Origin of the sequence: Paraburkholderia sp. Cpub6, assembly GCF_014201065.1 — a bacterium.
GTDB lineage: Bacteria > Pseudomonadota > Gammaproteobacteria > Burkholderiales > Burkholderiaceae > Paraburkholderia > Paraburkholderia tuberum.
In genome coordinates, this window is the sequence record NZ_JACHDM010000002.1 from 268,909 (window position 1) to 291,269 (window position 22,361).

Consider the following 22,361-nt stretch of genomic DNA (forward strand, 5'->3'; position numbering starts at 1 on the left):
ACAGGAACATGCGATGGACACGATTCTGAAGCTCGACAACATCAGCAAGAGCTTTCCCGGCGTGAAGGCGCTGCAAGGCATTCACCTCGAGATCGCGCGCGGCGAGATTCACGCGCTGCTCGGCGAGAACGGCGCGGGCAAGTCGACGCTGATGAAGATTCTGTGCGGTATCTACCAGCCGGACGAAGGCACGATCACGCTCGACGGCGAGCAACGCCACTTCGCGAACTATCACGACGCGGTGGCCGCGGGCGTCGCTATCGTGTTTCAGGAGTTCAGCCTGATTCCGTATCTGAACGCGGTGGAGAACATGTTTCTCGGCCGTGAATTGCGCAATCGCTTCGGTCTGCTCGAACGCGGCAGAATGCGGCGCGCGGCGGCGCGGATTTTTGAGCGGCTTGGCGTAGCGATCGATCTGTCGGTGCCGATCCGGGAACTGTCGGTAGCGCAGCAGCAGTTCGTCGAAATCGGCAAGGCGTTGTCGCTCGATGCGCGCGTGCTGATTCTCGACGAACCGACCGCGACGCTGACGCCCGCCGAGGCCGCGCATCTGTTCACGATCATGCGCGAGCTGAAGCAGCAGGGCGTCGCGATGATCTTCATCTCGCACCACCTCGAAGAGATTTTCGAGGTGTGCGACCGCATCACGGTGCTGCGCGACGGCCAGTACGTCGGCACGACCGAGGTCGCGCAATCCGACGTGAGCCGGCTCGTGCAGATGATGGTGGGACGCCGCATCGAAAGCAGTTTTCCGCCGAAGCCGCCGCCGCGCGCCGACGCGAAGGTCGTGCTCGACGTCGCGCGCTTGCAGCTGTTCAAAGACAGCCCCGAGCTGAGCTTCACGCTGCGCGAGGGCGAGATTCTCGGCTTCGCGGGACTCGTCGGTTCGGGGCGCACCGAGACCGCGCTCGCGGTGATCGGCGCGGACCGTGCGTACGCGAAGGACATTCGCGTCAACGGCGCGGCCGCGAAGCTCGCCGATCCGGCCGATGCGCTGCGCGCGGGCGTCGGCATTCTGCCCGAGAGCCGCAAGACCGAAGGGCTCATTACCGAGTTCTCGATCAAGCAGAACATCTCGATCAACAACCTCGGCAAGTACCGGTCGCTACGTTTCTTCATCGACCAACGTAGCGAAGCGCGCGCGACCGCCGACATCATGAAGCGCGTCGGCGTGAAGGCCCCAACCATGCACACTGAAGTCGCGACGCTGTCGGGCGGCAATCAGCAGAAGGTCGTGATCGCGCGCTGGCTCAATCACCACACCAACATCCTGATCTTCGACGAACCGACACGCGGCATCGACGTCGGCGCGAAGGCCGAAATCTATCTGCTGATGCGCGAACTGACCGCGCGCGGCTACTCGATCATCATGATCTCGTCCGAGTTGCCGGAGATCGTCGGCATGTGCGACCGCGTCGCCGTATTCCGGCAGGGCCGCATCGAAGCGCTGCTCGAAGGCGACGCGATCGAATCGAATGCCGTGATGACCTATGCGACCGCCGGTTCGCTCGGAGCCTCTCATGAACATGCCTAATCCTTTCTCTTCGCCGAAAACATCGAGTGTCAACAGCGACACGCCGGGCGCGCCGGTGCGCTTCACGTGGGCCGCGCTGAAGCGCTCGACGCTGTTCTATCCGTTCATCGGCCTGCTGGTCGTCTGCATCGTGATGGTGTTCGCGAGCGACAGCTTTCTGTCGGCCGCGAACATCGAGAACGTGCTGCGCCAGGTGTCGATCAACGCGATCATCGCGGTCGGCATGACCTGCGTGATCCTGACGGGCGGCATCGATCTGTCGGTCGGCTCGGTGATGGCGCTCTCGGGCACGCTGTCGGCCGGGCTGATGGTCGCCGGCATGAATGGGGTGGCCGCGCTTGCGGTCGGCCTCGCGGTCGGTCTCGGCTTCGGCGCGGCCAACGGCTTTTTCGTCGCGTTCGCCGGCATGCCGCCGATCATCGTCACACTCGCGACGATGGGTATCGCGCGCGGCCTCGCACTGATCTACACGGGCGGCTACCCGATCGACGGTCTGCCCGACTGGGTCAGCTTCTTCGGCAGCGGCAAGATTCTCGGCGTCCAGGCACCGGTCGTGATCATGGCGGTGATCTATCTGATCGCGTGGGTGCTGCTCGAACGGATGCCGTTTGGCCGCTATGTGTATGCGATCGGCGGTAACGAGCAGGCGACGCGATTGTCCGGCGTGCGTGTGGCGCGCGTGAAGCTGATCGTCTACACGATCGCGGGTTTGACGTCCGCGTTCGCCGCGATCGTGCTGACCGCGCGCCTGATGAGCGGCCAGCCGAACGCGGGCGTCGGTTTCGAACTCGACGCGATCGCCGCCGTCGTGATGGGCGGCACGTCGATCTCCGGTGGACGCGGCTCGATCATCGGCACGCTGATCGGCGCGCTGTTACTCGGCGTCCTGAATAACGGCCTGAACATGGTCGGCGTGAATCCGTACGTGCAGAACGTGATCAAGGGCGGAATCATTCTGCTCGCGATCTATATCAGCCGCGAGCGCAGAAAGTAACGCTGTCTTCCCCACATCCCTCTTTTCGCAGGACCATGCAATGACGACTCAATCCGACCAGCAGAACATGACCGCCATCGTCTGTCATGCACCGAAAGACTATCGCGTCGAGCAGGTTCAGAAACCACGCGCGCGCGCGCACGAACTCGTGATCCGGATCGCCGCGTGCGGTATCTGCGCGAGCGACTGCAAATGCCATTCGGGCGCGAAGATGTTCTGGGGCGGCCCGAGCCCGTGGGTCAAGGCGCCGGTGATTCCGGGCCACGAGTTCTTCGGCTATGTCGAGGAACTGGGCGAAGGCGCGGCCGAGCATTTCGGCGTGCAGAAGGGCGAGCGCGTGATCGCCGAGCAGATCGTACCGTGCGGCAAGTGCCGCTATTGCAAGTCCGGCCAGTACTGGATGTGCGAAGTGCACAACATCTTCGGCTTTCAGCGCGAAGTCGCGGACGGTGGCATGGCCGAGTACATGCGCATTCCGCCGACCGCGATCGTCCACAAGATTCCCGACGGCATCTCGCTCGAAGACGCCGCGATCATCGAGCCGCTCGCGTGTGCGATTCACACGGTCAATCGCGGCGATCTGCAACTCGACGACGTGGTCGTGATCGCGGGCGCGGGGCCGCTCGGTCTGATGATGACGCAGGTCGCGCATCTGAAGACGCCGAAGCAGCTCGTCGTGATCGATCTGGTCGAAGAACGGCTCGCACTCGCGCGCGAATATGGCGCGGACGTGACGATCAATCCCCGGAAGGACGACGCGCTCGCGATCATCCATTCACTGACGGACGGCTACGGCTGCGACGTCTATATCGAAACGACGGGTGCGCCGATTGGGGTGAATCAGGGGATGGACCTGATCCGCAAGCTCGGGCGCTTCGTCGAATTCTCGGTGTTCGGCGCGGATACGACGCTCGACTGGTCGGTGATCGGCGATCGCAAGGAACTCGACGTGCGCGGCGCGCATCTTGGGCCCTATTGCTATCCGATCGCGATCGATCTGCTCGCGCGCGGACTCGTCACGTCGAAGGGCATCGTCACGCACGGCTTTTCGTTGGAAGAATGGGACGAAGCGATCAGGATCGCGAACTCGCTCGATTCCATCAAAGTGCTGATGAAGCCGCGCGCGTGAATCTGGGGCACGGCGTTTCAACGGAGACTCTATGAACTACGTCATCGGCGTCGATATCGGCACGCAGAGCACGAAGGCGCTGCTGGTCGACGAGCACGGCGCGATCGTCGCGCAGCATGCGTCGAGCTATCAGCCCGATACGCCGAAGCCATTGTGGGCCGAGCAGTGGCCCGCGGTGTGGCTGAAGGCCGTGGTCGAATGCGTGGCCGCGTGCGTCAGCGAGGCGAAGGCGGCCGGCATCGCGCCGGGCGCGATCAAGGCGCTGTGCGTGAGTAGCCTGTACGGCGGCTCGGGCATTGCGGTCGACAACGACATGCGGCCGCTCGCGCCGTGCCTGATCTGGATGGACCGGCGCGCGACCGCGCAGGTCGACTGGGTGCGCGAGAACGTCGATCTCGAACGGCTCCATACGATCACCGGCAACGGGGTGGACAGCTACTACGGTTATACGAAGATGCTGTGGCTGCGCGAGAACGAGCCGGACGTGTGGGCGCATACGCGCTATTTTTTGCCGCCGAACGCATACGTGATCTACATGCTGACCGGCGAGGTCGCCGTCGATCACAGCTCGGCCGGCAATATCGGCGGCGTCTACGATATCGCGCGGCGCGACTGGTCGGACGAAGCGCTCGACATGCTCGGCATTCCCGCGACGATGATGCCGGAGCGGCTCGTCGAATCGTCGGAGGTGGTGGGCGGGCTGTTGTCGCAATGGACCGCGCAGCTCGGGCTCGACGCGGGCACCGCGATCGTCGCGGGTGGCGTCGATGCGGCGACGGCGACGTTCGCGGCCGGCGTCACGCGCGCGGGGCAGCACGTCGCGATGATCGGCACCAGCATGTGCTGGGGTTACATCAATCAGCGTGTCGACGCACGGCACGGTTTGATCAGCATGCCGCACGTTTTCAACGGGCAGCACGACATCTACATATTCGGCGGTGCGATTACCGCGGGCGCGTCGGTCACTTGGTATCGCGAGCAGTTCTGTCACGCGGAGATCGAGGCCGCGCGCGCGACACCGCATGGCGATCCGCATCGGCTACTCGAAGAGAGCGCCGCGCAAGTGCCGGCCGGCGCCGACGGCGTGCTGTTCCTGCCGTATCTGATGGGCGAGCGCAGCCCGGTGTGGGATGCGAAAGCGAGCGGCGCGTTCGTCGGGTTGTCGCTGTTTCATACGCGCGCGCATCTGTATCGCGCGGTGCTCGAAGGCGTGTCGTTCGCGCTGAAGCACAACATCGAGGCGGGGCGCAAAGGCGCGCAATCGCTCGACGACAAGCTGATCGTGGTCGGCGGCGCCGCGCATTCGGACCTGTGGATGCAGATCATCGCCGACGTCACCGGCTATCCTGTCTACACGATCGAGCAGGACGTCGAAGCCGCGATGGGCGCCGCGCTGCTCGCCGCGCTCGGCGTCGGCCTCGTGTCGCGCGAAGCGGCGCAAGGCGGCTGGGTCACGCTGATCGAGCGCGCGCAGCCCGAGGCACGGCGCATGGCGCTATACAAAGAGCGCTTCGGCGTGTACACGGACCTCTATCCGGCGTTGAAGCCGGTCATGCATCGCTTGCAATCATCATGAACGCTACTTTCGATTTTTCCGGCCGCTCGATTCTGGTGACGGGCGCCTCCAGCGGCATCGGCCGTGCGACGGTCGAGGCGCTGTGCGCGAGCGGCGCGTCGGTCGTCGCGGCCGCGCGCAACGTGAACGAGCTCGCGCGGCTCGCCGAGGAAACCGGCTGCGAGCCGTTGAGGCTCGACATCAGCGACGAAGCCGTGATCGACGAAGCAATGGCCTCGCTCGAACCGTTCGACGGTCTGGTGAATTGCGCGGGCATCGCGTTGCTCGAACGCGCGGTGGAAACGACGGCCGCAAGCTTCGATCGCGTGATGGCGGTGAATGCGCGCGGGGCGGTGCTGGTCGCGAAGCACGTCGCGCGTGGCATGCTCGACGCGGGGCGCGCGGGCAGCATCGTCAACGTGTCGAGCCAGGCCGCGCTCGTCGCGCTCGACGATCATCTGAGCTATTCGGCGTCGAAGGCCGCGCTCGATGCAGTCACGCGCGCGTTGTGCATCGAGCTGGGGCCGTACGGAATTCGCGTGAACAGCGTGAACCCGACGGTCACGCTGACGCCGATGGCGGTGCTGGCGTGGAGCGATCCTGTCAAACGCGATCCCGCTTTGCAGGCGATTCCGCTCAGGCGCTTTGCCGAATCCGACGAAGTTGCCGCGCCGATTCTGTTTCTGTTGAGCGACGCGGCGTCGATGATCAGCGGGGTGTGTTTGCCGATCGATGGGGGTTATACGGCGCGTTAGAGGGTGTCTGGCTTTGTCGGTTGCGGGGTGAAATGAAAGTAAGCGGGGCCCCACCAGACGGTGTGGGGCCGTTCGGTGCTAGGAAACGTAGGCTACTCGCTCAGAAGAAGACGCTTCAGTTCGTCAAGAAAAGACTCCGCTGTATGGCCCCACAGTGCCGGGTCGAACTGCCCGCCAAAATTCTCCTCAAAGGCTGCGTCAAGATTTCCAGCATGATCGCTCTTGAATTGGTCTATCTCGGCCACCGTGGCGTTAATCATTTCTGGCGTGCCTCCGCTTGCACAAGCCCGGACCAACTCTTCAATTGTGTTTCCCCAGTAGTCGAAATCTTCATTGAAGTAACCACCGATCAATTGATCGAGATTAAAGTATTTCATATATCAATATCCGCGCGAAATCAGTCACTGAGCATAGCCGTGAGGATGTAGTACGGCATTCCGTTATACGGTCCATACTTCAAGACAACCTCCACTTTACTGCTATCTACCAACCTGTCGGTCTTCCTGACCAATGCGTAACCTACTCTTCTTCCAACGTCCTTTCTCAGCGTCAAAACCCAGTTTGGTGCTTTTGTCCATGTGTTAATCAGCAAGGCATTTGCGTGTATCGTTTCCGATATGGCCCACTCCGCCTCCTCAAGATTGACGAAAGACGAGACTACTTTCTTTCCCGGCTCCAGCCTGAGCCTTTCACGCAACTGCGCTTCAGTCCGTCCGACATGTTTTAAAAGCGTATGTCCACCAATCGAGCTTCCCGCCTTCGCCTCGTGCATTTGCAGGTTAATCCGGCCCATCGTGACACGTGCAGCGCGTGCCGCCTTGATCGAGCCAGCGAAGCTGAATGGCACGGCGATATCAAGCGACAGGCCGATATTGTTCGCCATATCGGGGCTCGCCTTCATCGCTTCAGCGAGTTTCGTCGTGCCCTGCTGGGTTAGCGTGGCCGTGTCCTTACCCGTCCAGACCTGTCGCAGGCCCGCCGCCGCCGAGTCGGAGCCATGTACCCCGAACAAGATACATCCGGCTTTGCTCGCCATCGTCGGATCCGGCAAAACGCATAGCGCACCCGCACCGACCATTTCCAGCACGCCGCCGACGACCTGTAACCCGCCCCAAAGCCGGTTGGAAAGCATTTCCGTCTGGCTGATCGACTGGCGGGATAGCACGGCCGCGAGTTGCGGAGCACTCAGTACAACCTTCACACCGTCCGTGTTATCGGAACCGGGCATATCGAAACCCTCTTATGTTTTTCTGGGGTTCCGATGCTGCCTTGCTGACCGCTCCTGAAGACTCGGATAACTCCGAATCTTTCGATGCCTGATGCACGAAACCTGTTCTGCATCGAGCGGGAATAGCCGCAGCAATACGCTCGCTCGGGGTCTCCGAACGTCAGGAAAGCGAGCTTATGCGAGCTAACCGTTACAGCACCGTCCGCACGTGCCACAGCTCGGGAAACAGCACCACGTCGAGCATCTTGCGCAGATACTGCGCGCCGCTGGTGCCGCCGGTGCCCTGCTTGAAGCCGATGATGCGCTCGACCGTCGTCACGTGGCGGAAGCGCCACTGGCGGAACGCATCCTCCAGATCGACGAGTTCCTCGGCCATCTCGTACAGATCCCAATGCTCGGACGGATTGCGATACACCTCGAGCCACGCCGCTTCGACCGATGCATCATGTTCGGTCGGCTTCGTCCAGTCGCGTTCGAGCCGCGCGGGCGAAATCCTGAAGCCGCGGCGCGCGAGCAGCCTCACCACTTCGTCGTAGAACGACGGCGCTTCGAGTGATGCCTTCACTTGCGCGTACACGTCGGCGCGATGCTCGTGCGGCTTCAGCATCTGCTCGTTCTTGTTGCCGAGCAGGAATTCGATCTGCCGGTACTGATACGACTGAAAGCCCGACGAACTGCCGAGGTACGGCCGCATCGCCGTGTATTCGGACGGCGTCATCGTCGCGAGCACGCTCCACGCCTGCACCAGCTGCTCCATGATTCGCGACACGCGCGCAAGCATCTTGAACGCGGGCGGCAGGTCGTCGCGATGTACGGCCACGAGCGCCGCGCGCAGTTCGTACAGCGCGAGCTTCATCCAAAGCTCGCTCGTCTGATGCTGGATGATGAACAGCATCTCGTTGTGATCCGGCGACAACGGATGCTGCGCGTCCAGCACCGTGCCGAGCGACAGATAATCGCCGTAGCTCATCGACTCCGAGAAGTCGAGCTGCGCGTCGTGCCAGCCGCTGTCGGCCGCGCTCGCGGACGGCGCCGACGCCCTCCGTCCGTGCCCGAACGGGCAGCCTTGTGCCGCCGGTTCTTCTGGCAAGCCCGGCGTGTGCATGTGATCGGTCATTCTGTCGTCCTCAGGTAACGGCGCCGCGCTGGGCGAATTCAGGGGCCCGCCAGGCCTCGCGGGTGAGCACGTCGCGCAAGATTTCGACGGCGTCCCATACGTCGACGAAGCGCGTGTACAGCGGCGTGAAGCCGAAGCGCAGCACGTGCGGCTCGCGATAGTCGCCGATCACGCCGTGCGAGATCAGCGCCTGCATCACCTCGTAGCCGTGCGGATGTTCGAAGCTCGCGTGCGAGCCGCGCTGCGCATGCTCACGCGGCGTCACGAGCTTCAGTGGAAATTCGCTGCAACGTGTCTCGACGAGTTCGATGAACAGATCGGTCAGCGCGAGCGACTTCTGGCGGACCGCCTGCATGGACGTTTGCAGGAACACGTCGAGCCCGCATTCGACGAGCGCCATCGACACCATCGGCTGCGTGCCGCACAGGTAGCGGCCCACGCCGTTGTCGGGCTGATACGTCGGGTTCATCTCGAACGGCGCGCGATGCCCCCACCAGCCCGACAGCGGCTGCGCAAACTCGTTCTGGTGACGTCGGGGCACCCACACGAACGCGGGCGAACCGGGACCGCCGTTCAGATACTTGTACGTGCAGCCGACCGCGTAGTCGGCACCGACGCCGTTCAGATCGACCGGCACCGCGCCCGCCGAATGCGCGAGATCCCACAGCGCGAGCGCGCCCCTGTGGTGAATCAGCTTCGTCAGCGCGGCCATGTCGTGCATGTAGCCGGTGCGGTAGTTCACGTGCGTGATCATCGCGATCGCGGTGTCCTCGCCGATCGCGTCGGGCAGTTCGGACGGATCGTCGACGAGGCGCAGCTCGTAGCCGCGATCGAGCTGCTCGATCAGGCCCTGCGCGATATACAGATCGCTCGGGAAGTTCGAGCGCTCGGACACGATCACGCGACGCTTCGGATCGCGCGCATTGGCGAGCCGCACGGCGGCCGACAGCAGCTTGAACAGGTTGATCGAGATCGTGTCGGTAATCACGACTTCGTCTTCGGCCGCGCCGATCAGCGGCGCGAGCTTGTTGCCGAGTCGGCGCGGCAGCGCGAACCAGCGGGCATTGTTCCAGCTGCGGATCAGTCCTTCGCCCCATTCGGCGGCGATCACGGTCTGCGCGCGCTGCGCGGCGGCGGCCGGCGGCACGCCGAGCGAGTTGCCGTCGAGATAGATGGTCGTCGGCGACAGCGCGAACTGGTCACGCAGCGCTGCGAGCGGTTCGGCGCTGTCGAGCGCCACGGCTTCATCACGATGGTTCATGGTGGTTCGATGGGTTGGGTTGTCGGGTAGATCGCTCGCCGGGGAGCGTGGCTGAGCGCGTGCCGGGCAGTGCACGCAGCACCGCGCGCACCGGGCTCGCGTCGAGCGTGGTCAGCTTCAGCGGCAGCGCGATCAGTTCGTAGTCGCCGGGTTCGACCGCGTCGAGCACGATGCCCTCGAGAATCGCCATCCGGTGCGCGCGAATGCGGTGATGCGCATCCATCGTCTTCGATTCCTGCGGATCGAGCGACGGCGTGTCGATGCCGAGCAGCGTCACGCCGCGCGCGGCGAGCAGGTCGACGGTCTCGGGCGCGACCGCGCAGAACGCACTATCCCACTCGCGCGTCGGCGCTTTTCTGTAAGTGTGCAGTAAGACTCGCGGCGGCAAATCGTCGAGCGAGCTGGCCAGATGTTGTGGCGTCACAACAGGCGACGCGCCGATACAGTCAATCACTCTGCATAAACCGAGATATGCGTCGAGCGGCACGTTGCCGATCGCGGCGCCGTCGGCGTCGTAGTGCAGCGGCGCATCGGTATGCGCGCCGGTGTGCGGCGAGATCGTCAGACGCGCGACATTGACCGGCGAGCCAGCCTCCATGCGCCAGACGCGCTCGATGCCGACCGGCGTGTCGCCCGGCCAGACGGGCGTGGCGGTATCGACGGCGGGGGTGATGTCCCAGAGTGCTCGCATGACGGTGTCGACGGTTGGTAACTATCTCTAAATGATAGAGGTCAAGCTGTGAAATGTGATTGCGAAAAAATCTCCTTACCAGCCGTGTCTTGGAACATAATTTGAGTCAAACCGGAAAGGGAGACCGAATATGAACGCGATCTCGCTCGACGCCACCGATTGCCGTATCTTGACGGTGCTTCAGCAGGAAGGACGGATCAGCAATCTCGACCTGGCGGAGCGCATCTCGCTCTCGCCATCGGCCTGTCTGCGACGCCTGCGTCTGCTGGAAGAGCAGGGCGTCATCGAACACTACCGAGCGTGCCTGAACCGCGAAGTTTTGGGGTTCGAGCTGGAAGCGTTCGTGCAGGTATCGATGCGCAACGACCAGCAGAACTGGCACGAGCGCTTTGCCGAAGCGCTGCGCGACTGGCCCGAAGTGGTCGGCGCTTTCGTCGTGACCGGCGAAACCCACTATCTGCTGCGCGTGCTCGCGCACAACCTCAAACACTATTCGGACTTCGTGCTCAATCGCCTGTACAAGGCGCCGGGGGTGATGGACATCCGCTCGAACATCGTGCTCGAAACGCTGAAGGAAGATTCGGGCGTGCCGGTGTCGCTCGTGAAGAAGAACAGTGGGCACGGAGCCACGCATAGCGACCGTTGAGGATGATGAGGGCGGGGCGCGCCGTTTTCGACGCGTCCGACCGACAGGCGCTACAGACGCCAGGGAAGCGCCGCGCCGCTCAAAGCGGCTTCAGGCCGTGGAACTGCGCGCTCTGGAACACGAGCGGCAGCATGTCCGCGGCATTTTCGTGCACACCGCAGCGCTCCACTTCGCCGACGAAAATCACGTGGTCGCCCTCCTCGTAGCGGCTGCGGTTATGGCATTCGAACCACGCGAGTGCGCCGTCGAGCACCGGCATGCCGCTGTCGCCCGCCGCGTGCGACACGCCCTCGAAGCGGTCGCCCTTCACGGTCGCGAAGCGCTTGCACAGATCGAGCTGCGTCGAGGCCAACACATTGATCACATAGTGACTGTTGGCGCGGAACACCGGCATCGACGCGGAGCGCGTCGCGAGACTCCACAGCACGAGCGGCGGAGAAAGCGACACCGAGTTGAACGAACTGGCCGTGATGCCGATCAGTTGGCCGGACGCGGCGCGCGTCGTAATCACGGTGACGCCGGTCGCGAACTGGCTGAGCGCCTGTTTGAACGCGGACGGGTCGAAGTTGGGTGGGCTCGCGCGCTTCATCGGGGCGAGGCCCCCGTCGCGCGCCGTGTGAAAGACCGACTGCAGCGCGAATCAAGGCGCGAATTGAAGCGTATACCCGCGCGGCGGGAAGCGGATGTTTCGAAAGTCATGGTGAAAATCGTTGATTTCCGCCAATTTTAACTGCAATCGCCGCGCGCGCCGCACCACGATTCGTGCGGTGCGCGGCAGCCGGGCGGCTGCATCGGCGATCTCCTCGAAAGGCTGCACCCGAAAATTTGCCGATCGTGCTGGATCGAGGCGCGGGCGCGGCGCTTGCGTGTGTGAGGCACGGTTATTCACACGTCGCGTGCCGGCGTTTCTATACTCGATATCTGCACGGCCGGATTTGCGGTCATTGCGCGACGGGTGCCTGACTCGTGCCTGACTGCGCCTTTCGGAACGCGTTTTCGGCCATATATTCGGATGCGGTGGCAGATACGGCGGCGCTACGCAGGCCGGCTGCCGATCATTGTGCGAATCTGATCCTGGGGTGAAGCTTATGAACGAGACAGCAACGCTCGGCGGTGGATGTTTCTGGTGCCTCGAAGCGGTGTATCTGGGCGTCGAGGGCGTCAATGCGGTGGAGTCGGGTTATGCGGGCGGTCACACGCGCCATCCGAGCTACGAGCAGGTCTGCGACGGCGACACCGGTCACGCGGAAGTGGTCAAGGTCGACTTCGATCCGGCCAAGATCAGCTATCGCGAGATTCTCGACATCTTTTTCGCGATCCACGATCCAACCCAGCTGAACCGGCAGGGCAACGACGTCGGCACGCAATACCGCTCGGTGATCTTCACGGATTCCGACGCGCAGCGCGAAACCGCGCTGCAGGCGATTCGCGAGATCGGCGAACAGCGCATCTACGACGGCAAGCTCGTGACCGAGGTGCTTCCGCTCGGCGACAACTACTGGCCCGCCGAGGCCTACCACCAGAACTATTTCGCGCAGCATCCGAATCAGGGCTACTGCTCGTTCGTGGTAGCGCCGAAAGTCGCGAAATTCCGCCAGAAGTTCGCGCATCGGATCAAGGCGGGTTAACGGCGCAGCGCGGGGATTGGAGTCGGCAACGGGCGGATGCGTGAGACCGCCCGCTGCTGTTCGTCACTGCGGTTCCTGTGCTCGCGATGGCACCTCGTCGCCGTTATCGCCGCGTCCCTGCGTGACACGCACGCAGGCTTCGACGATTTCTCCGGCCAGTTTCACGCAGCTGAGCGGCGCCGATCCCTCCGCCTTGTTGTTGACCGCGATCACGACCGGCTGACCAGCGAGCGCGTAACGCGCGGCCAGTTCGGCGAGCGACGCGCGCGTCGCCGGATCTTCGTCGACGAGCCGGTTGAACGGCTCGTACTTCGCCTTCGCCTGTTCGTACTTGAAACCGCCGTGCAGGCTCCAGCGCACGATCAGCGGACCGGCCGGCTCGCCATCGAGCAGCGCGAGCGCCGCGGCCTGGCGCAGCGGATCGGGCATCCGCGCATGAATGCCGACGCAGTAGCGCACGCCAGCCGTCTTCAGCATGCGGATGAAGCGCGGCGTGAGCAGGCTCGCGTCGCGAATCTCGACCGCGTAGCAACTGCCGTCGGGCAGCGTGGGCAGCGCGTCGAAAAACTCTCCCAGTCGTTCGATGAATACCGCCGGCTGCGCGAGCATCTGATCCGGCAGCGGCGAGAACTGGAACACCAGCGCGCCGGCCTTTGCGCCGAGGCCTTCGAGGCAGGGCGTGACGAAATCGTCGAGCGCCATCCGCGCGTTCAGGAAGCACGGGTTCAGCGACACCGGCTCGCCGCGCTCGGCGCGCACGGTGGCGTCGGTGATCGTCATCGGCGCCTTGACGATGAAGCGGAAGTGCTCGGGCACCTGCTGCGCATAGCGCAGGTATTCGGTGACCGTCAACGCCTGGTAGAACGAGCGGTCGATGCTGACCGTCTTCAGCAGCGGATGTGCGCCGTACGCACTCAAGCCCTCGCGCGACAGTTTGCTGTTGCTGTAGTCGTCGCCGTAGACGATGCCTGTCCAACCCGGGAACGACCATGTCGACGTGCCGAGGTGGATCTGCGGCGGCAATTGCGCCGCGAGCGCGAGCAGCTCCGGCGACGGCGGTGCAGCGAGCACGGCGCGGCTGCGGCGCTTTTTCGGGGCGTCGGCGGAGACCGGGGCGCAGTCTGGTTCAGGAGCGGGGCTGTCGGGCGGGGTGCCGGCTTCGAACAGCGACGCGTTGGATACTGCGGTCTTCGGCGTGCGCTTGTGCTCTGGCTGCGCGGCAGCGCTTGCGGCCGAATCGGCTTCACGTGCGGACATGGCCGGCGCTTCTGCCGCGGCCTCCACCGGCATCCCGAACAGATCGAACTGCTGCGTGGCCTGATGCGCCGCATCGTCCGCGCTGCCGTCCTTGCCGTTCAACGGCTCTTCAACGTCATTCGTCCTGCTCTGGTCCATCAATGTCCGGCCTGCTGTTCATCAGAATTGCGCCGCGGCGCGCGCTCCATGCACGCCGCCGCGGCGCGACCGGTCACAACCCAGGTCACAGCCGGGTTACAGCGGTTTTTCGTACATGTAGCGGCGCGACCACGGCAGGGTTTTCGCGCTGCGGCCGGCTTTGCGGCACACGACCTGGAAAATCGACACGTCGTCGTTTTCGAACGCATACGCGCAGCCGGCCAGATACACGCGCCAGATGCGGAATTTTTCGTCGTCGACGAGCTTGCGCGCCTGGTCTGCGTGGGCTTCGAAATTTTCCGCCCAGATGTCGAGCGTGTGCGCATAGTGACGGCGCAGGCTTTCGACGTCAACCGGTTCGAGCCCGCCGCGCTGCATCGATTCGAGCGCGAGGCCGATGTGCGGCAGCTCGCCGTCCGGGAACACGAAGCGGTCGATGAACTCACCGCCGCCGAGCGCGGTTTCGCCGCTATCGGCGTCGCTCGACGTGATGCCGTGGTTCATCGCGATGCCGTCGTCGGCGAGCAGATCGTGCATCTTCTGGAAATAGCCGGGCAGGTTCTTGCGGCCGACGTGCTCGAACATGCCGACGCTCGTGATGCGGTCGAACTGCCCCTTGATGTCGCGATAGTCCTGCAGGCGGATATCGATCTGGTTTTCGAGGCCCGCCGCTTTCACGCGCGCGGTGGCGAGATCGAACTGGTTCTGCGACAGCGTGACGCCGACGCACTTCGCGCCGAACTTCTGCGCGGCGCGCAGCACGAGCGCGCCCCAGCCGCAGCCGATGTCGAGCAGACGCTGCCCGGGCTGCAGCTGGATTTTGGTCAGAATGTGATCGATTTTCTTCAGCTGCGCGGTCGCGAGGTCTTCGGTGCCGGTCTCGAAGTACGCGCAGGAGTAGACCATGTTCTCGTCGAGCCACAACTTGTAGAACTCGTTCGACACGTCGTAGTGATACTGGATCGCTTTCTTATCCGACGTCTTCGAGTGATTGAAGTAGCGCCGCACGCGCGCGAGCTTGCCGGCGCTCGTCACGGTGCTGCGCGCGAGCTGATAGCCGATATTGATGATGTCCGACAGCTTGCCCTCGATGTCGATCTTGCCTTTGACATAGGCTTCGCCAAGATTGTCGAGGCTCGGTTCGAGCAGATAGGGCAGCGCGGTTGCGCTCTTCACGTGTAGCGTGACCCGGGGCGCGGCGAACTGCCCGAAGTCGTGTTGCTGACCGTCCCACAGCACGAGGCGTGCGGGCAGGTTAGCTGTGGTTTTGACATCTTCAACCCACTGCGCCAGCTTTTTCTCCCAGAACATGTGATCTCTCCGTGTTCGTTGATTTAAAGCAAAGCTATGTGGATCGCGATACGGCGCGGCGCATTCCGCGGGCCGCGCAACGCAATCCCGCCGACGCGCGCCGCTACGCTGGCGCCGCCGCCGGCCTCATTCGTCCGGTCATCGACCGGTCAGGGCGACAGGCGTGCGATCAGCCAGTTGGCGCTTTCTTCCGCGCGCGTGTAAAGCAGACGATCGTGCAGCCGAGACGGCCGCCCCTGCCAGAATTCGATCGCGTCGGGCACCAGACGGTAGCCACCCCAGTGCGGCGGACGCGGAGGATTTTCGCCATATTGCAGGCTGATTTCGCGTTCGCGTACTTCGAGCTGCGAACGGCTTTCAATCACCTGACTCTGATTCGATGCCCATGCGCCGATCCGCGAGCCGAGCGGACGAGACGCGAAATACGCGTCACTGTCTGCCTCGCTCGTTTTGACGACGCGGCCCTCGATGCGCACCTGGCGTTCGAGTTCGATCCAGTGAAACAGCAGGCTCGCGTAGGGGTTCACGTTCAGTTCGCGGCCCTTGCGGCTTTCATAGTTGGTGAAGAATACGAAACCGCGCTCGTCGACGCCCTTGATGAGCACGATGCGTGCCGAAGGCCGGCCGCGCGCGTCGACCGTGGCCAGCGTCATTGCATTCGGCTCGGGCAGCTTGGCGTCGATGGCCTGCTGGAACCACGTGTCGAATTGACGGAACGGATCGTGGTTGACGTCGGCAACGTCCAGTGAGCCCAGCGAGTAGTTTTTTCGAAGCTCGGCGAGTGAGATCATGTTCTTATGCGAACGCTACAGTGTGGGCCAAGTATAGCTAAGGCGTCAGGTTTTTGCGCGCGAGCGGAGCAACGTATGGCGCGGCGCATGTTGCGCCAGCGCAAGCCTGCAACATTGCGTCGCTGCTCGTGGTCCTGCGCGGCTGTTTTCACGTGTTCAGGCAAAATACGGGCTGCGCGCCCCATTTGCCAAAGCAATTTGCCCAGGCGATTTGCCAGAGCGACGCCGCTTGCTTTGTTCCGCCTGTGTTTTCGAGCCCTGCCATCATGTCCAGCACCACCGCGCAATCCGATCTTACTACCAGCCTCGACGCGAACGAAACCGCCGACCGCGCGCGCCGTTTCGGCGGCATCGCCCGTCTGTATGGCGCGCCCGCGCTCGCCGCATTCGAGGGTGCGCACGTCGCGGTGATCGGCATCGGCGGGGTGGGGTCGTGGGTCGCGGAGGCGCTTGCGCGCAGCGCGCTCGGCACGCTGACGCTGATCGATCTCGACAACGTCGCGGAAAGCAACACGAACCGGCAGATTCACGCGCTCGACGGCAACTACGGAAAACCGAAGGTCGAAGCGATGGCCGAACGCATCGCGGCAATCAATCCGTACTGCGAGGTGCGGCTGATCGAGGACTTCGTCGAGCCGGACAATTTCGCGGCCACGCTCGGCGGCGGCTTCGACTATGTGATCGACGCGATCGACAGCGTGCGCACGAAGACCGCGCTGATCGCATGGTGCGTCGAGCGCAAGCAGCCGCTGATCACGGTCGGCGGCGCGGGCGGTCAGCTCGACCCGACGCGGATCCGCATCGACGATCTCGCGCTGACGATCCAGGACCCGCTGCTGTCGAAGGTGCGCGGGCAGTTGCGCAAGCAGCATGGCTTTCCGCGCGGGCCGAAGGCGAAGTTCAAGGTGAACGCCGTGTATTCCGACGAGCCGCTGGTCTATCCGGAAGCGGCCGTCTGCGATATCGATGAAGAAGCCGAGCACGTGAGCACGTCGCCGGGGCATACGGGGCCGGTCGGCTTGAACTGCGCGGGGTTTGGCTCCAGCGTGTGCGTGACCGCGAGCTTTGGTTTTGCGGCCGCGGCGTACGTGTTGCGGGAGCTGGCGAAGAAGGCGACGGTTTAGGTGGCAGCCCGGGCGGCGGTTTCAACCGCGCTGACCCAGGCTGCCATCGGGCAAAACATCACAATCGATCAATACAACGACGCGCTCAGCCTGCGCCGCCACTGCGACACCAGCTCCGGCTGATGCGCGGCCAGATCGAACACCGACAACATCGTCTTGCGGCCGATATCGTCGCGGAACGCGCGGTCGCGTTGCACGATCGCGAGCAGATGTTCGAGCGCCTGCGCGTATTTGCGTCGCGCGATAAACGCATTCGCAAGATCGAAGCGTGCTTCGAGATCGTCGGGGTGGCCGGCGACGCGCGCTTCGAGCGCATCGGTGGGCGGCAGGTCCGCGGCGGCGTCCACCGCGTCGAGCCGCGTCTTGATCGCGTTGAAACGCGCGTCGATGCCTTGCGTGGTTTTCGGCGACAGCAGATCGACTTCGTTGCGCGCCTCATCGATGCGGTTGTCTTCGAGCAGTAACTCGATGCGGTCCATGCGCGCGTCGTCGAAGCCCGGGTCGTAAGCGAGCGCCGCTTGCAGCAGGTCGTAGGCGTCGTCGCGGCGGCCTTCGGCGAGCGCGGTCTGCGCTTCGATGCGCGCGGCCGGCGCCCCTTGCGGCACGAGCCGGTCGAGGAACTCGCGCAGCTGTCCTTCCGTCAGCACGCCGACGAACTGATCGACGGCCTGGCCGTCGGCGAACGCGATCACGTGCGGAATGCTGCGCACCTGGAAGTGCGCGGCCAGCTCGTGGTTCTCGTCCACGTTGACCTTCACGAGCTTCCATTTGCCGGCGGCTTCGGCTTCGAGCTTTTCGAGCATCGGGCCGAGACTCTTGCAGGGGCCGCACCACGGCGCCCAGAAATCGACCAGCACGGGGGCCAGCATCGACGCCTTGATGACGTCCTGTTCGAAAGTGGCCAGAGTGGTGTCCATTGCGTCCTCGTCGATAGAAACGGTTTGTGCTTAGCTGGGGCCGAATCGCACGAATTCAATGCCCACCCTGGCGTGCGGGCCGGCGCGGTTACTTGCGCTGCGGCAGCGGAATCCATTCGGTTTCGCCGGGCACATGGCCCATTTCCTGATTGGTCCACGCGAGCTTCGCGGCTTCGATCTTCTCGCGCGAGCTCGCGACGAAATTCCATTCGATGAAGCGCTCGCCGTCGAGCTTCTCGCCGCCGAGCAGCATCGCGCGCGCGCCGTGCGTGCTCGCGAGCGTGACGGTTTCGTCGAGCGCGAGCACGGCCATCTGGCCCGCTTCGAGCGGCGTGCCGTCGATCTCCAGATCGCCTTCCACCAGATATACACCGCGCTCCTCGTGCTCCGGTTCGAGCGCGAACGCGCTGCCCGGCGTGAAGTCGGCGGCGACGTACAGCGTGCCCGAAAACGTCGCGACCGGCGACATCGCGCCGAACGCGGTGCCCGCGATCACGCGCAGCGTCACGCCGTTGCGCTCGACGACCGGCAAGGTCGCCGCCGCATGATGCGCGAACGACGGCTCGGCGTCTTCATCGGCGAGCGGCAGCGCGACCCAGGTCTGGATGCCGTGAATCGTCTGGCCGCGCGCGCGGTCTTCCGGCGGCGTTCGCTCCGAATGGACGATGCCGCGCCCGGCCGTCATCCAGTTGACGTCGCCGGGGACGATCTTCTGCTCGGAGCCGAGGCTGTCGCGATGCATGATCGCGCCGTCGAACAGATAGGTGACGGTCGCGAGGCCGATATGCGGATGCGGGCGCACGTCGAGGCCGCTGCCGGGTTCGAGGGTCGCGGGGCCCATGTGGTCGAAGAAAATGAACGGGCCGACGAGGCGCGCCGCCATCGCAGGCAGCACGCGCCGCACGGTCAGATTGCCGATGTCGCGTAAGTGCGGTTTGAGGACGGCTTTGATCGAGGAAGTCATGGGCAGGCTCGACGGGAAAGTGAAGGAGAAGGCTCGAATGGTCGATTCTACTGCGCGTCGCGCGCGGCCGAGGCATCGGCGCACGCTCGCCATGAGCGGGCGCACCGAAGCGAATTTGCGGCCTCCGTTACACTGCCAGACCGAACCATTTCTTTGGAGACCCGGATGTCGCCCAGGGACTTGCTGCTCGCGCTCATCGTCGTGCTCGCGTGGGGCGTCAATTTCGTCGTGATCAAGGTCGGCCTGCACGGCGTGCCGCCGATGCTGCTCGGCGCGCTGCGCTTTACGCTCGCTGCGGTCCCGGCGGTGTTTTTCGTCAAGCGGCCGCAGATGCCGTGGCGGTGGCTGTTCGCCTACGGCGCGACGATCTCGTTCGGGCAATTCGCGTTCCTGTTCTCGGCGATGTACGTCGGCATGCCGGCGGGGCTTGCATCGCTGGTGCTTCAGGCGCAGGCGTTTTTCACGCTGATCTTGGCGGCGCTGTTTCTGCACGAGCGCTTCCGTTTGCCGAACGTCGCGGGTCTGCTGATCGCCGCGGCGGGGCTTGCGGTGATCGGCCTGCAAGGCGGCCATACGATGTCCGTCGCTGGTTTCCTGCTGACGCTGTGCGCCGCGTGCATGTGGGCACTCGGCAACATCGTTACGAAGAAGGTCGGCAAGGTCGATCTGGTCGGACTCGTTGTGTGGGGGAGCCTGATTCCGCCGCTGCCGTTTTTCGCGGCGTCGTTCGTGTTCGAAGGGCCGCGCGAGATCGCCGCCGCGCTGACCGGTATCAGCGCGCTGTCGATCTTCGCGATCGTCTATCTGGCGTTTATCGCGACGCTGCTCGGCTATGGCTTGTGGAGCCGTCTGCTGTCGCGCTATCCGGCGAGCCAGGTCGCGCCATTCTCGCTGCTGGTGCCAATCGTCGGACTCGCGTCGGCGTCGCTACTGCTCGGCGAGCAACTGTCTGCGATGCAGGTGGCGGGCGCGTTGCTCGTGATGGCGGGGCTCGCGGTCAACGTGTTCGGCGGGTGGGTCGTGCAGCGCTTGATACCGGCACGCTGAGCAACCGTTGCGCCACGGGTTGCGAGCGTGAATAACAAAACGGCCGCGAGGCCGTTTTGTTATTGCTTCGTGCGTGCCGACATCACGTCATGCGGCCCTTTGCGAGCGGCGGATTCGCCGCGAAATAGCGCTTGATGCCGGTCAGGATCGCGCTGGCCATCTTGTCGCGATACGCGTCGTCGTTGAGGCGGCGCTCTTCGTCCGGATTGCTGATGAACGCGGTCTCGACGAGGATCGACGGAATGTCCGGCGCCTTCAGCACCGCGAAGCCGGCCTGCTCGACCGAGCCCTTGTGCAGCTTGTTGATGTCGCCGATCTCTTTGAGCACGAAGTTGCCGTAGCGCATCGAGTCGCGAATCTGCGCGGTGGTCGACATGTCGAACAGTGCGCGGTTCACGGTGGCGTCGGCGGACTTGATGTTGATGCCGCCGATCAGATCCGACGAGTTCTCCTTGTTCGCCATCCAGCGCGCGGCCGCGCTCGACGCGCCGTGCTCCGACAGCGCGAACACCGAGGAGCCCTTCGCCTCGGGGGTCGTGAACGCGTCCGCGTGGATCGACACGAACAGGTCCGCGCCAACGCGGCGCGCTTTCTGCACGCGCACGTTCAGCGGCACGAAGAAGTCGGCGTCGCGCGTCATCATCGCGCGCATGTTCGGCTGCGCGTCGATCTTCGCGCGCAGCTTCTTCGCGATGTCGAGCGCGACGTGCTTCTCATAGGTGCCTGCGCCGCCGATCGCGCCCGGGTCCTCGCCGCCATGACCCGGATCGATTGCGACGGTGAGCAGTCGCACGGTGTTGCTGCGGCTCGACTTCGGTGTGGTGAATGCGTAGGTGTCGCCGCTGTCGCCGAGGTTGTCGTTGTTGCTGTCGAGACCGCGTGCGGTGCTGTTGCTGTTGGCGTTGCCACCCTTGTTGCGCGCCAGTGCGGCAGGCGGCGCGGAGGGCGCGGACGGCGCCGCCTGCCTGCCGGCAATGACCGGCGCGGACGGCGCCGTCGTGCCATGCGTGGGCGGATGCGGTACGCCCGCGGCGCCATTGCCCGCGCCACCGTTCTGCGCGTAGTGCTCGAAGAACGCTTCGCTGTTGTCGACCGGCGGCGCCGTGCCGGGGCCGGCAAGCGTCGCGGGCGGCGCGCTGTTTTCTTCGTTGAGCGCCTGCTGCTTGCGCTCGGTCTGCGCGAGCAGGTCCATCAACGGATCGGGCGCGACAGCCGGATACAGGTCGAACACGAGCCGGTACTTGTACGCGCCGACCGGCGGCAGCGCGAACACCTGCGGCTTCACCGAGCCTTTCAGGTCGAAAACCATGCGCACCACGTGCGGCTGATACTGCCCGACCCGCACCGACGAAATCTGCGGATCGTTTGGTGTGATCTTCGAGACCAGCTCCTTCAGCGCCTGATCGAGGTCGAGGCCGTTCAGATCGACGACGAGCCGGTCCGGTCCCTGCAGCAGTTGCTGCGTGTTCTGCAGCGGCTGATCGGATTCGATCGTCACGCGCGTGTAGTCGCGCGCGGGCCACACGCGCACGCCGAGCACCGAGCTCGCAAACGCGAGACGCGGGGCGACGAGGCCGAGCACCAGCGTCGACGCACCGGCGCGCAGGATCTGCCGGCGCCGCCAGTTATGCGTTGCGCCCGCCGCCGATTCGATCGAATGGAATGGTTTGATTAACATCTTTCGAGACATGCCTTTCCTGATTCGCTATAAGCGCGTGCGACGAGTACGCGTGCGTCCGCGTTTGCGTCTGTGTTGCCGACGAGCCCGAGCGAGAAGACGAGATCCGGCACGCCGAGCAGCGGTCCCGCGCGTTGCGGCCATTCGACGAGGCAGACCGCGCCGCTGTCGAAATATTCGCGAAAGCCCGCGTCGGCCCATTCGGCCGGATCGGTGAATCTGTACAGATCGAAGTGATAGAGCGCGAGTTCCCCGGCGGGCCGCTCGAGGACATACGGCTCGACGAGCGTGTAGGTCGGACTGCGCACGCGGCCGGTGTGGCCGAGGCCGCGCAAGGTCGCGCGCACGAGCGTGGTTTTGCCGGCGCCGAGGTCGCCGACCAGTTGGACTTGCAGGCCGTGGAACGCGAGGCTGCTTACAGCGCCAGGTTGGGCTGGCTGTGCCTGATGCGAGGCCGCGCGCACGCTTTCGATCGCCTGTGCGAAGCGCGCGCCGAACGCCTGCGTGGCGGCTTCGTCCGCGAGCGCGACAGAGCGTTCGAGCAGCACGGGAGCGGACGGTAGGGGCGCGTGATCGGGATTGACAGGCATTCTCGT

The 22,361-nt window shown here is 64.3% G+C and carries 23 protein-coding genes; 9 read left to right on the forward strand and 14 right to left on the reverse strand.

Annotated features, from left to right (window positions below; translation table 11 throughout):
• Nucleotides 1-13 precede the first annotated feature (13 nt).
• From HDG33_RS06005 to HDG33_RS06025, 5 genes are read left to right on the forward strand one after another with little or no spacing between them, the layout of a single operon-like run.
• On the forward strand, nt 14-1,534 hold the full coding sequence (locus HDG33_RS06005) for a sugar ABC transporter ATP-binding protein (RefSeq protein WP_184023042.1): 1,521 nt from the start codon (nt 14-16) through the stop codon (nt 1,532-1,534).
• The gene (locus tag HDG33_RS06010; RefSeq protein WP_184023043.1) at nt 1,521-2,528 is read left to right on the forward strand and encodes an ABC transporter permease; all 1,008 of its coding nucleotides are present in this window, start codon (nt 1,521-1,523) and stop codon (nt 2,526-2,528) included. The genes HDG33_RS06005 and HDG33_RS06010 overlap by 14 nt, the downstream gene beginning before the upstream one ends.
• Before the next feature lie 40 nt (nt 2,529-2,568).
• Complete coding sequence (locus HDG33_RS06015; protein ID WP_184023044.1) at nt 2,569-3,657, forward strand: alcohol dehydrogenase catalytic domain-containing protein; 1,089 nt, start codon at nt 2,569-2,571, stop codon at nt 3,655-3,657.
• A 31-nt stretch (nt 3,658-3,688) separates the two neighbouring features.
• A complete protein-coding gene (locus tag HDG33_RS06020; RefSeq protein WP_184023045.1) occupies nt 3,689-5,233 on the forward strand; it encodes an FGGY-family carbohydrate kinase in 1,545 nt (514 codons plus the stop codon).
• Nucleotides 5,230-5,967, forward strand: a complete 738-nt coding sequence (locus HDG33_RS06025) for an SDR family oxidoreductase (protein ID WP_184023046.1) — start codon at nt 5,230-5,232, stop codon at nt 5,965-5,967. Before HDG33_RS06020 ends, HDG33_RS06025 begins: the two co-directional genes overlap by 4 nt.
• Before the next feature lie 92 nt (nt 5,968-6,059).
• On the opposite strand, the gene HDG33_RS06030 is transcribed toward HDG33_RS06025, so the two are convergent.
• From HDG33_RS06030 to kynB, 5 genes are all read right to left on the reverse strand, one after another.
• Nucleotides 6,060-6,344 carry a contact-dependent growth inhibition system immunity protein gene (locus tag HDG33_RS06030; protein ID WP_184023047.1) on the reverse strand — a complete coding sequence of 95 codons (285 nt, stop codon included), beginning with the start codon at nt 6,342-6,344 and terminating at the stop codon, nt 6,060-6,062.
• 20 nt (nt 6,345-6,364) lie between these two features.
• Complete coding sequence (locus tag HDG33_RS06035; RefSeq protein WP_184023048.1) at nt 6,365-7,195, reverse strand: RNase A-like domain-containing protein; 831 nt, start codon at nt 7,193-7,195, stop codon at nt 6,365-6,367.
• A gap of 190 nt (nt 7,196-7,385) precedes the next feature.
• Nucleotides 7,386-8,312: a tryptophan 2,3-dioxygenase gene (kynA, locus tag HDG33_RS06040; RefSeq protein WP_184023049.1), complete on the reverse strand. Its 927-nt coding sequence runs from the start codon at nt 8,310-8,312 to the stop codon at nt 7,386-7,388.
• A gap of 10 nt (nt 8,313-8,322) precedes the next feature.
• Entirely contained in the window at nt 8,323-9,573 is a 1,251-nt protein-coding gene (gene kynU, locus HDG33_RS06045) for a kynureninase (RefSeq protein ID WP_184023050.1), read from the reverse strand.
• Nucleotides 9,560-10,264 carry an arylformamidase gene (kynB, locus tag HDG33_RS06050; RefSeq protein WP_184023051.1) on the reverse strand — a complete coding sequence of 235 codons (705 nt, stop codon included), beginning with the start codon at nt 10,262-10,264 and terminating at the stop codon, nt 9,560-9,562. The genes kynU and kynB overlap by 14 nt, the downstream gene beginning before the upstream one ends.
• A gap of 130 nt (nt 10,265-10,394) precedes the next feature.
• Here kynB and HDG33_RS06055 point away from each other — a divergent pair, with 130 nt between their 5' ends.
• A complete protein-coding gene (locus HDG33_RS06055) occupies nt 10,395-10,910 on the forward strand; it encodes an Lrp/AsnC family transcriptional regulator (protein WP_013090375.1) in 516 nt (171 codons plus the stop codon).
• Nucleotides 10,911-10,989: 79 nt separating this feature from the next.
• Here the strand turns inward: HDG33_RS06055 and HDG33_RS06060 are convergent, their stop codons facing one another.
• Together HDG33_RS06060 and HDG33_RS06065 are read right to left on the reverse strand one after the other, a co-directional pair.
• A complete protein-coding gene (locus HDG33_RS06060) occupies nt 10,990-11,499 on the reverse strand; it encodes a flavin reductase family protein (RefSeq protein ID WP_090801653.1) in 510 nt (169 codons plus the stop codon).
• 51 nt (nt 11,500-11,550) lie between these two features.
• A complete protein-coding gene (locus tag HDG33_RS06065) occupies nt 11,551-11,799 on the reverse strand; it encodes a hypothetical protein (protein WP_184023052.1) in 249 nt (82 codons plus the stop codon).
• Nucleotides 11,800-11,998: 199 nt separating this feature from the next.
• Between HDG33_RS06065 and msrA the strand changes: the two genes are divergently transcribed.
• The gene (msrA, locus tag HDG33_RS06070) at nt 11,999-12,538 is read left to right on the forward strand and encodes a peptide-methionine (S)-S-oxide reductase MsrA (RefSeq protein ID WP_184023053.1); all 540 of its coding nucleotides are present in this window, start codon (nt 11,999-12,001) and stop codon (nt 12,536-12,538) included.
• A gap of 63 nt (nt 12,539-12,601) precedes the next feature.
• On the opposite strand, the gene HDG33_RS06075 is transcribed toward msrA, so the two are convergent.
• The 3 genes from HDG33_RS06075 to pdxH all read right to left on the reverse strand — a co-directional run bounded on the left by HDG33_RS06075 (nt 12,602) and on the right by pdxH (nt 16,035).
• Nucleotides 12,602-13,933 carry a DUF72 domain-containing protein gene (locus HDG33_RS06075; RefSeq protein WP_184023054.1) on the reverse strand — a complete coding sequence of 444 codons (1,332 nt, stop codon included), beginning with the start codon at nt 13,931-13,933 and terminating at the stop codon, nt 12,602-12,604.
• 96 nt (nt 13,934-14,029) lie between these two features.
• The gene (locus tag HDG33_RS06080; protein WP_184023055.1) at nt 14,030-15,244 is read right to left on the reverse strand and encodes a cyclopropane-fatty-acyl-phospholipid synthase family protein; all 1,215 of its coding nucleotides are present in this window, start codon (nt 15,242-15,244) and stop codon (nt 14,030-14,032) included.
• Nucleotides 15,245-15,393: 149 nt separating this feature from the next.
• A complete protein-coding gene (gene pdxH, locus HDG33_RS06085) occupies nt 15,394-16,035 on the reverse strand; it encodes a pyridoxamine 5'-phosphate oxidase (RefSeq protein ID WP_090801646.1) in 642 nt (213 codons plus the stop codon).
• Between the two features lie 266 nt (nt 16,036-16,301).
• Between pdxH and tcdA the strand changes: the two genes are divergently transcribed.
• Nucleotides 16,302-17,159 carry a tRNA cyclic N6-threonylcarbamoyladenosine(37) synthase TcdA gene (gene tcdA, locus HDG33_RS06090; protein ID WP_184023056.1) on the forward strand — a complete coding sequence of 286 codons (858 nt, stop codon included), beginning with the start codon at nt 16,302-16,304 and terminating at the stop codon, nt 17,157-17,159.
• A 68-nt stretch (nt 17,160-17,227) separates the two neighbouring features.
• On the opposite strand, the gene trxA is transcribed toward tcdA, so the two are convergent.
• Nucleotides 17,228-18,076 (reverse strand): thioredoxin, encoded by an 849-nt coding sequence (trxA, locus tag HDG33_RS06095; RefSeq protein WP_090801643.1) that lies wholly within the window; start codon nt 18,074-18,076, stop codon nt 17,228-17,230.
• A gap of 88 nt (nt 18,077-18,164) precedes the next feature.
• Nucleotides 18,165-19,040, reverse strand: a complete 876-nt coding sequence (locus HDG33_RS06100; RefSeq protein WP_184023057.1) for a pirin family protein — start codon at nt 19,038-19,040, stop codon at nt 18,165-18,167.
• 165 nt (nt 19,041-19,205) lie between these two features.
• Between HDG33_RS06100 and HDG33_RS06105 the strand changes: the two genes are divergently transcribed.
• Nucleotides 19,206-20,087, forward strand: coding sequence for an EamA family transporter (locus HDG33_RS06105; RefSeq protein ID WP_184023058.1), 882 nt, complete (start codon nt 19,206-19,208; stop codon nt 20,085-20,087).
• An 82-nt stretch (nt 20,088-20,169) separates the two neighbouring features.
• Here the strand turns inward: HDG33_RS06105 and HDG33_RS06110 are convergent, their stop codons facing one another.
• Both HDG33_RS06110 and tsaE read right to left on the reverse strand, forming a co-directional pair.
• The gene (locus HDG33_RS06110; protein WP_184023059.1) at nt 20,170-21,777 is read right to left on the reverse strand and encodes an N-acetylmuramoyl-L-alanine amidase; all 1,608 of its coding nucleotides are present in this window, start codon (nt 21,775-21,777) and stop codon (nt 20,170-20,172) included.
• On the reverse strand, nt 21,759-22,355 hold the full coding sequence (gene tsaE / locus HDG33_RS06115; RefSeq protein ID WP_184023060.1) for a tRNA (adenosine(37)-N6)-threonylcarbamoyltransferase complex ATPase subunit type 1 TsaE: 597 nt from the start codon (nt 22,353-22,355) through the stop codon (nt 21,759-21,761). The genes HDG33_RS06110 and tsaE overlap by 19 nt, the downstream gene beginning before the upstream one ends.
• Nucleotides 22,356-22,361: the final 6 nt, after the last annotated feature.

Bases quoted from the DNA above. Each gene is read 5' to 3' on its own strand.
- HDG33_RS06015 (WP_184023044.1), top strand. From the start codon at position 2,569: ATGACGACTCAATCCGACCAGCAGAACATGACCGCCATCGTCTGTCAT.
- HDG33_RS06060 (WP_090801653.1), bottom strand. From the start codon at position 11,499: ATGAAGCGCGCGAGCCCACCCAACTTCGACCCGTCCGCGTTCAAACAG.
- HDG33_RS06110 (WP_184023059.1), bottom strand. From the start codon at position 21,777: ATGTCTCGAAAGATGTTAATCAAACCATTCCATTCGATCGAATCGGCG.
- pdxH (WP_090801646.1), bottom strand. From the start codon at position 16,035: ATGATCTCACTCGCCGAGCTTCGAAAAAACTACTCGCTGGGCTCACTG.
- tsaE (WP_184023060.1), bottom strand. From the start codon at position 22,355: ATGCCTGTCAATCCCGATCACGCGCCCCTACCGTCCGCTCCCGTGCTG.
- trxA (WP_090801643.1), bottom strand. From the start codon at position 18,076: ATGGACACCACTCTGGCCACTTTCGAACAGGACGTCATCAAGGCGTCG.
- HDG33_RS06020 (WP_184023045.1), top strand. From the start codon at position 3,689: ATGAACTACGTCATCGGCGTCGATATCGGCACGCAGAGCACGAAGGCG.
- HDG33_RS06010 (WP_184023043.1), top strand. From the start codon at position 1,521: ATGAACATGCCTAATCCTTTCTCTTCGCCGAAAACATCGAGTGTCAAC.
- HDG33_RS06030 (WP_184023047.1), bottom strand. From the start codon at position 6,344: ATGAAATACTTTAATCTCGATCAATTGATCGGTGGTTACTTCAATGAA.
- HDG33_RS06025 (WP_184023046.1), top strand. From the start codon at position 5,230: ATGAACGCTACTTTCGATTTTTCCGGCCGCTCGATTCTGGTGACGGGC.
- HDG33_RS06055 (WP_013090375.1), top strand. From the start codon at position 10,395: ATGAACGCGATCTCGCTCGACGCCACCGATTGCCGTATCTTGACGGTG.
- kynB (WP_184023051.1), bottom strand. From the start codon at position 10,264: ATGCGAGCACTCTGGGACATCACCCCCGCCGTCGATACCGCCACGCCC.
- HDG33_RS06100 (WP_184023057.1), bottom strand. From the start codon at position 19,040: ATGACTTCCTCGATCAAAGCCGTCCTCAAACCGCACTTACGCGACATC.
- kynU (WP_184023050.1), bottom strand. From the start codon at position 9,573: ATGAACCATCGTGATGAAGCCGTGGCGCTCGACAGCGCCGAACCGCTC.
- HDG33_RS06035 (WP_184023048.1), bottom strand. From the start codon at position 7,195: ATGCCCGGTTCCGATAACACGGACGGTGTGAAGGTTGTACTGAGTGCT.
- HDG33_RS06080 (WP_184023055.1), bottom strand. From the start codon at position 15,244: ATGTTCTGGGAGAAAAAGCTGGCGCAGTGGGTTGAAGATGTCAAAACC.
- kynA (WP_184023049.1), bottom strand. From the start codon at position 8,312: ATGACCGATCACATGCACACGCCGGGCTTGCCAGAAGAACCGGCGGCA.
- HDG33_RS06075 (WP_184023054.1), bottom strand. From the start codon at position 13,933: ATGGACCAGAGCAGGACGAATGACGTTGAAGAGCCGTTGAACGGCAAG.
- HDG33_RS06105 (WP_184023058.1), top strand. From the start codon at position 19,206: ATGTCGCCCAGGGACTTGCTGCTCGCGCTCATCGTCGTGCTCGCGTGG.
- tcdA (WP_184023056.1), top strand. From the start codon at position 16,302: ATGTCCAGCACCACCGCGCAATCCGATCTTACTACCAGCCTCGACGCG.
- HDG33_RS06005 (WP_184023042.1), top strand. From the start codon at position 14: ATGGACACGATTCTGAAGCTCGACAACATCAGCAAGAGCTTTCCCGGC.
- msrA (WP_184023053.1), top strand. From the start codon at position 11,999: ATGAACGAGACAGCAACGCTCGGCGGTGGATGTTTCTGGTGCCTCGAA.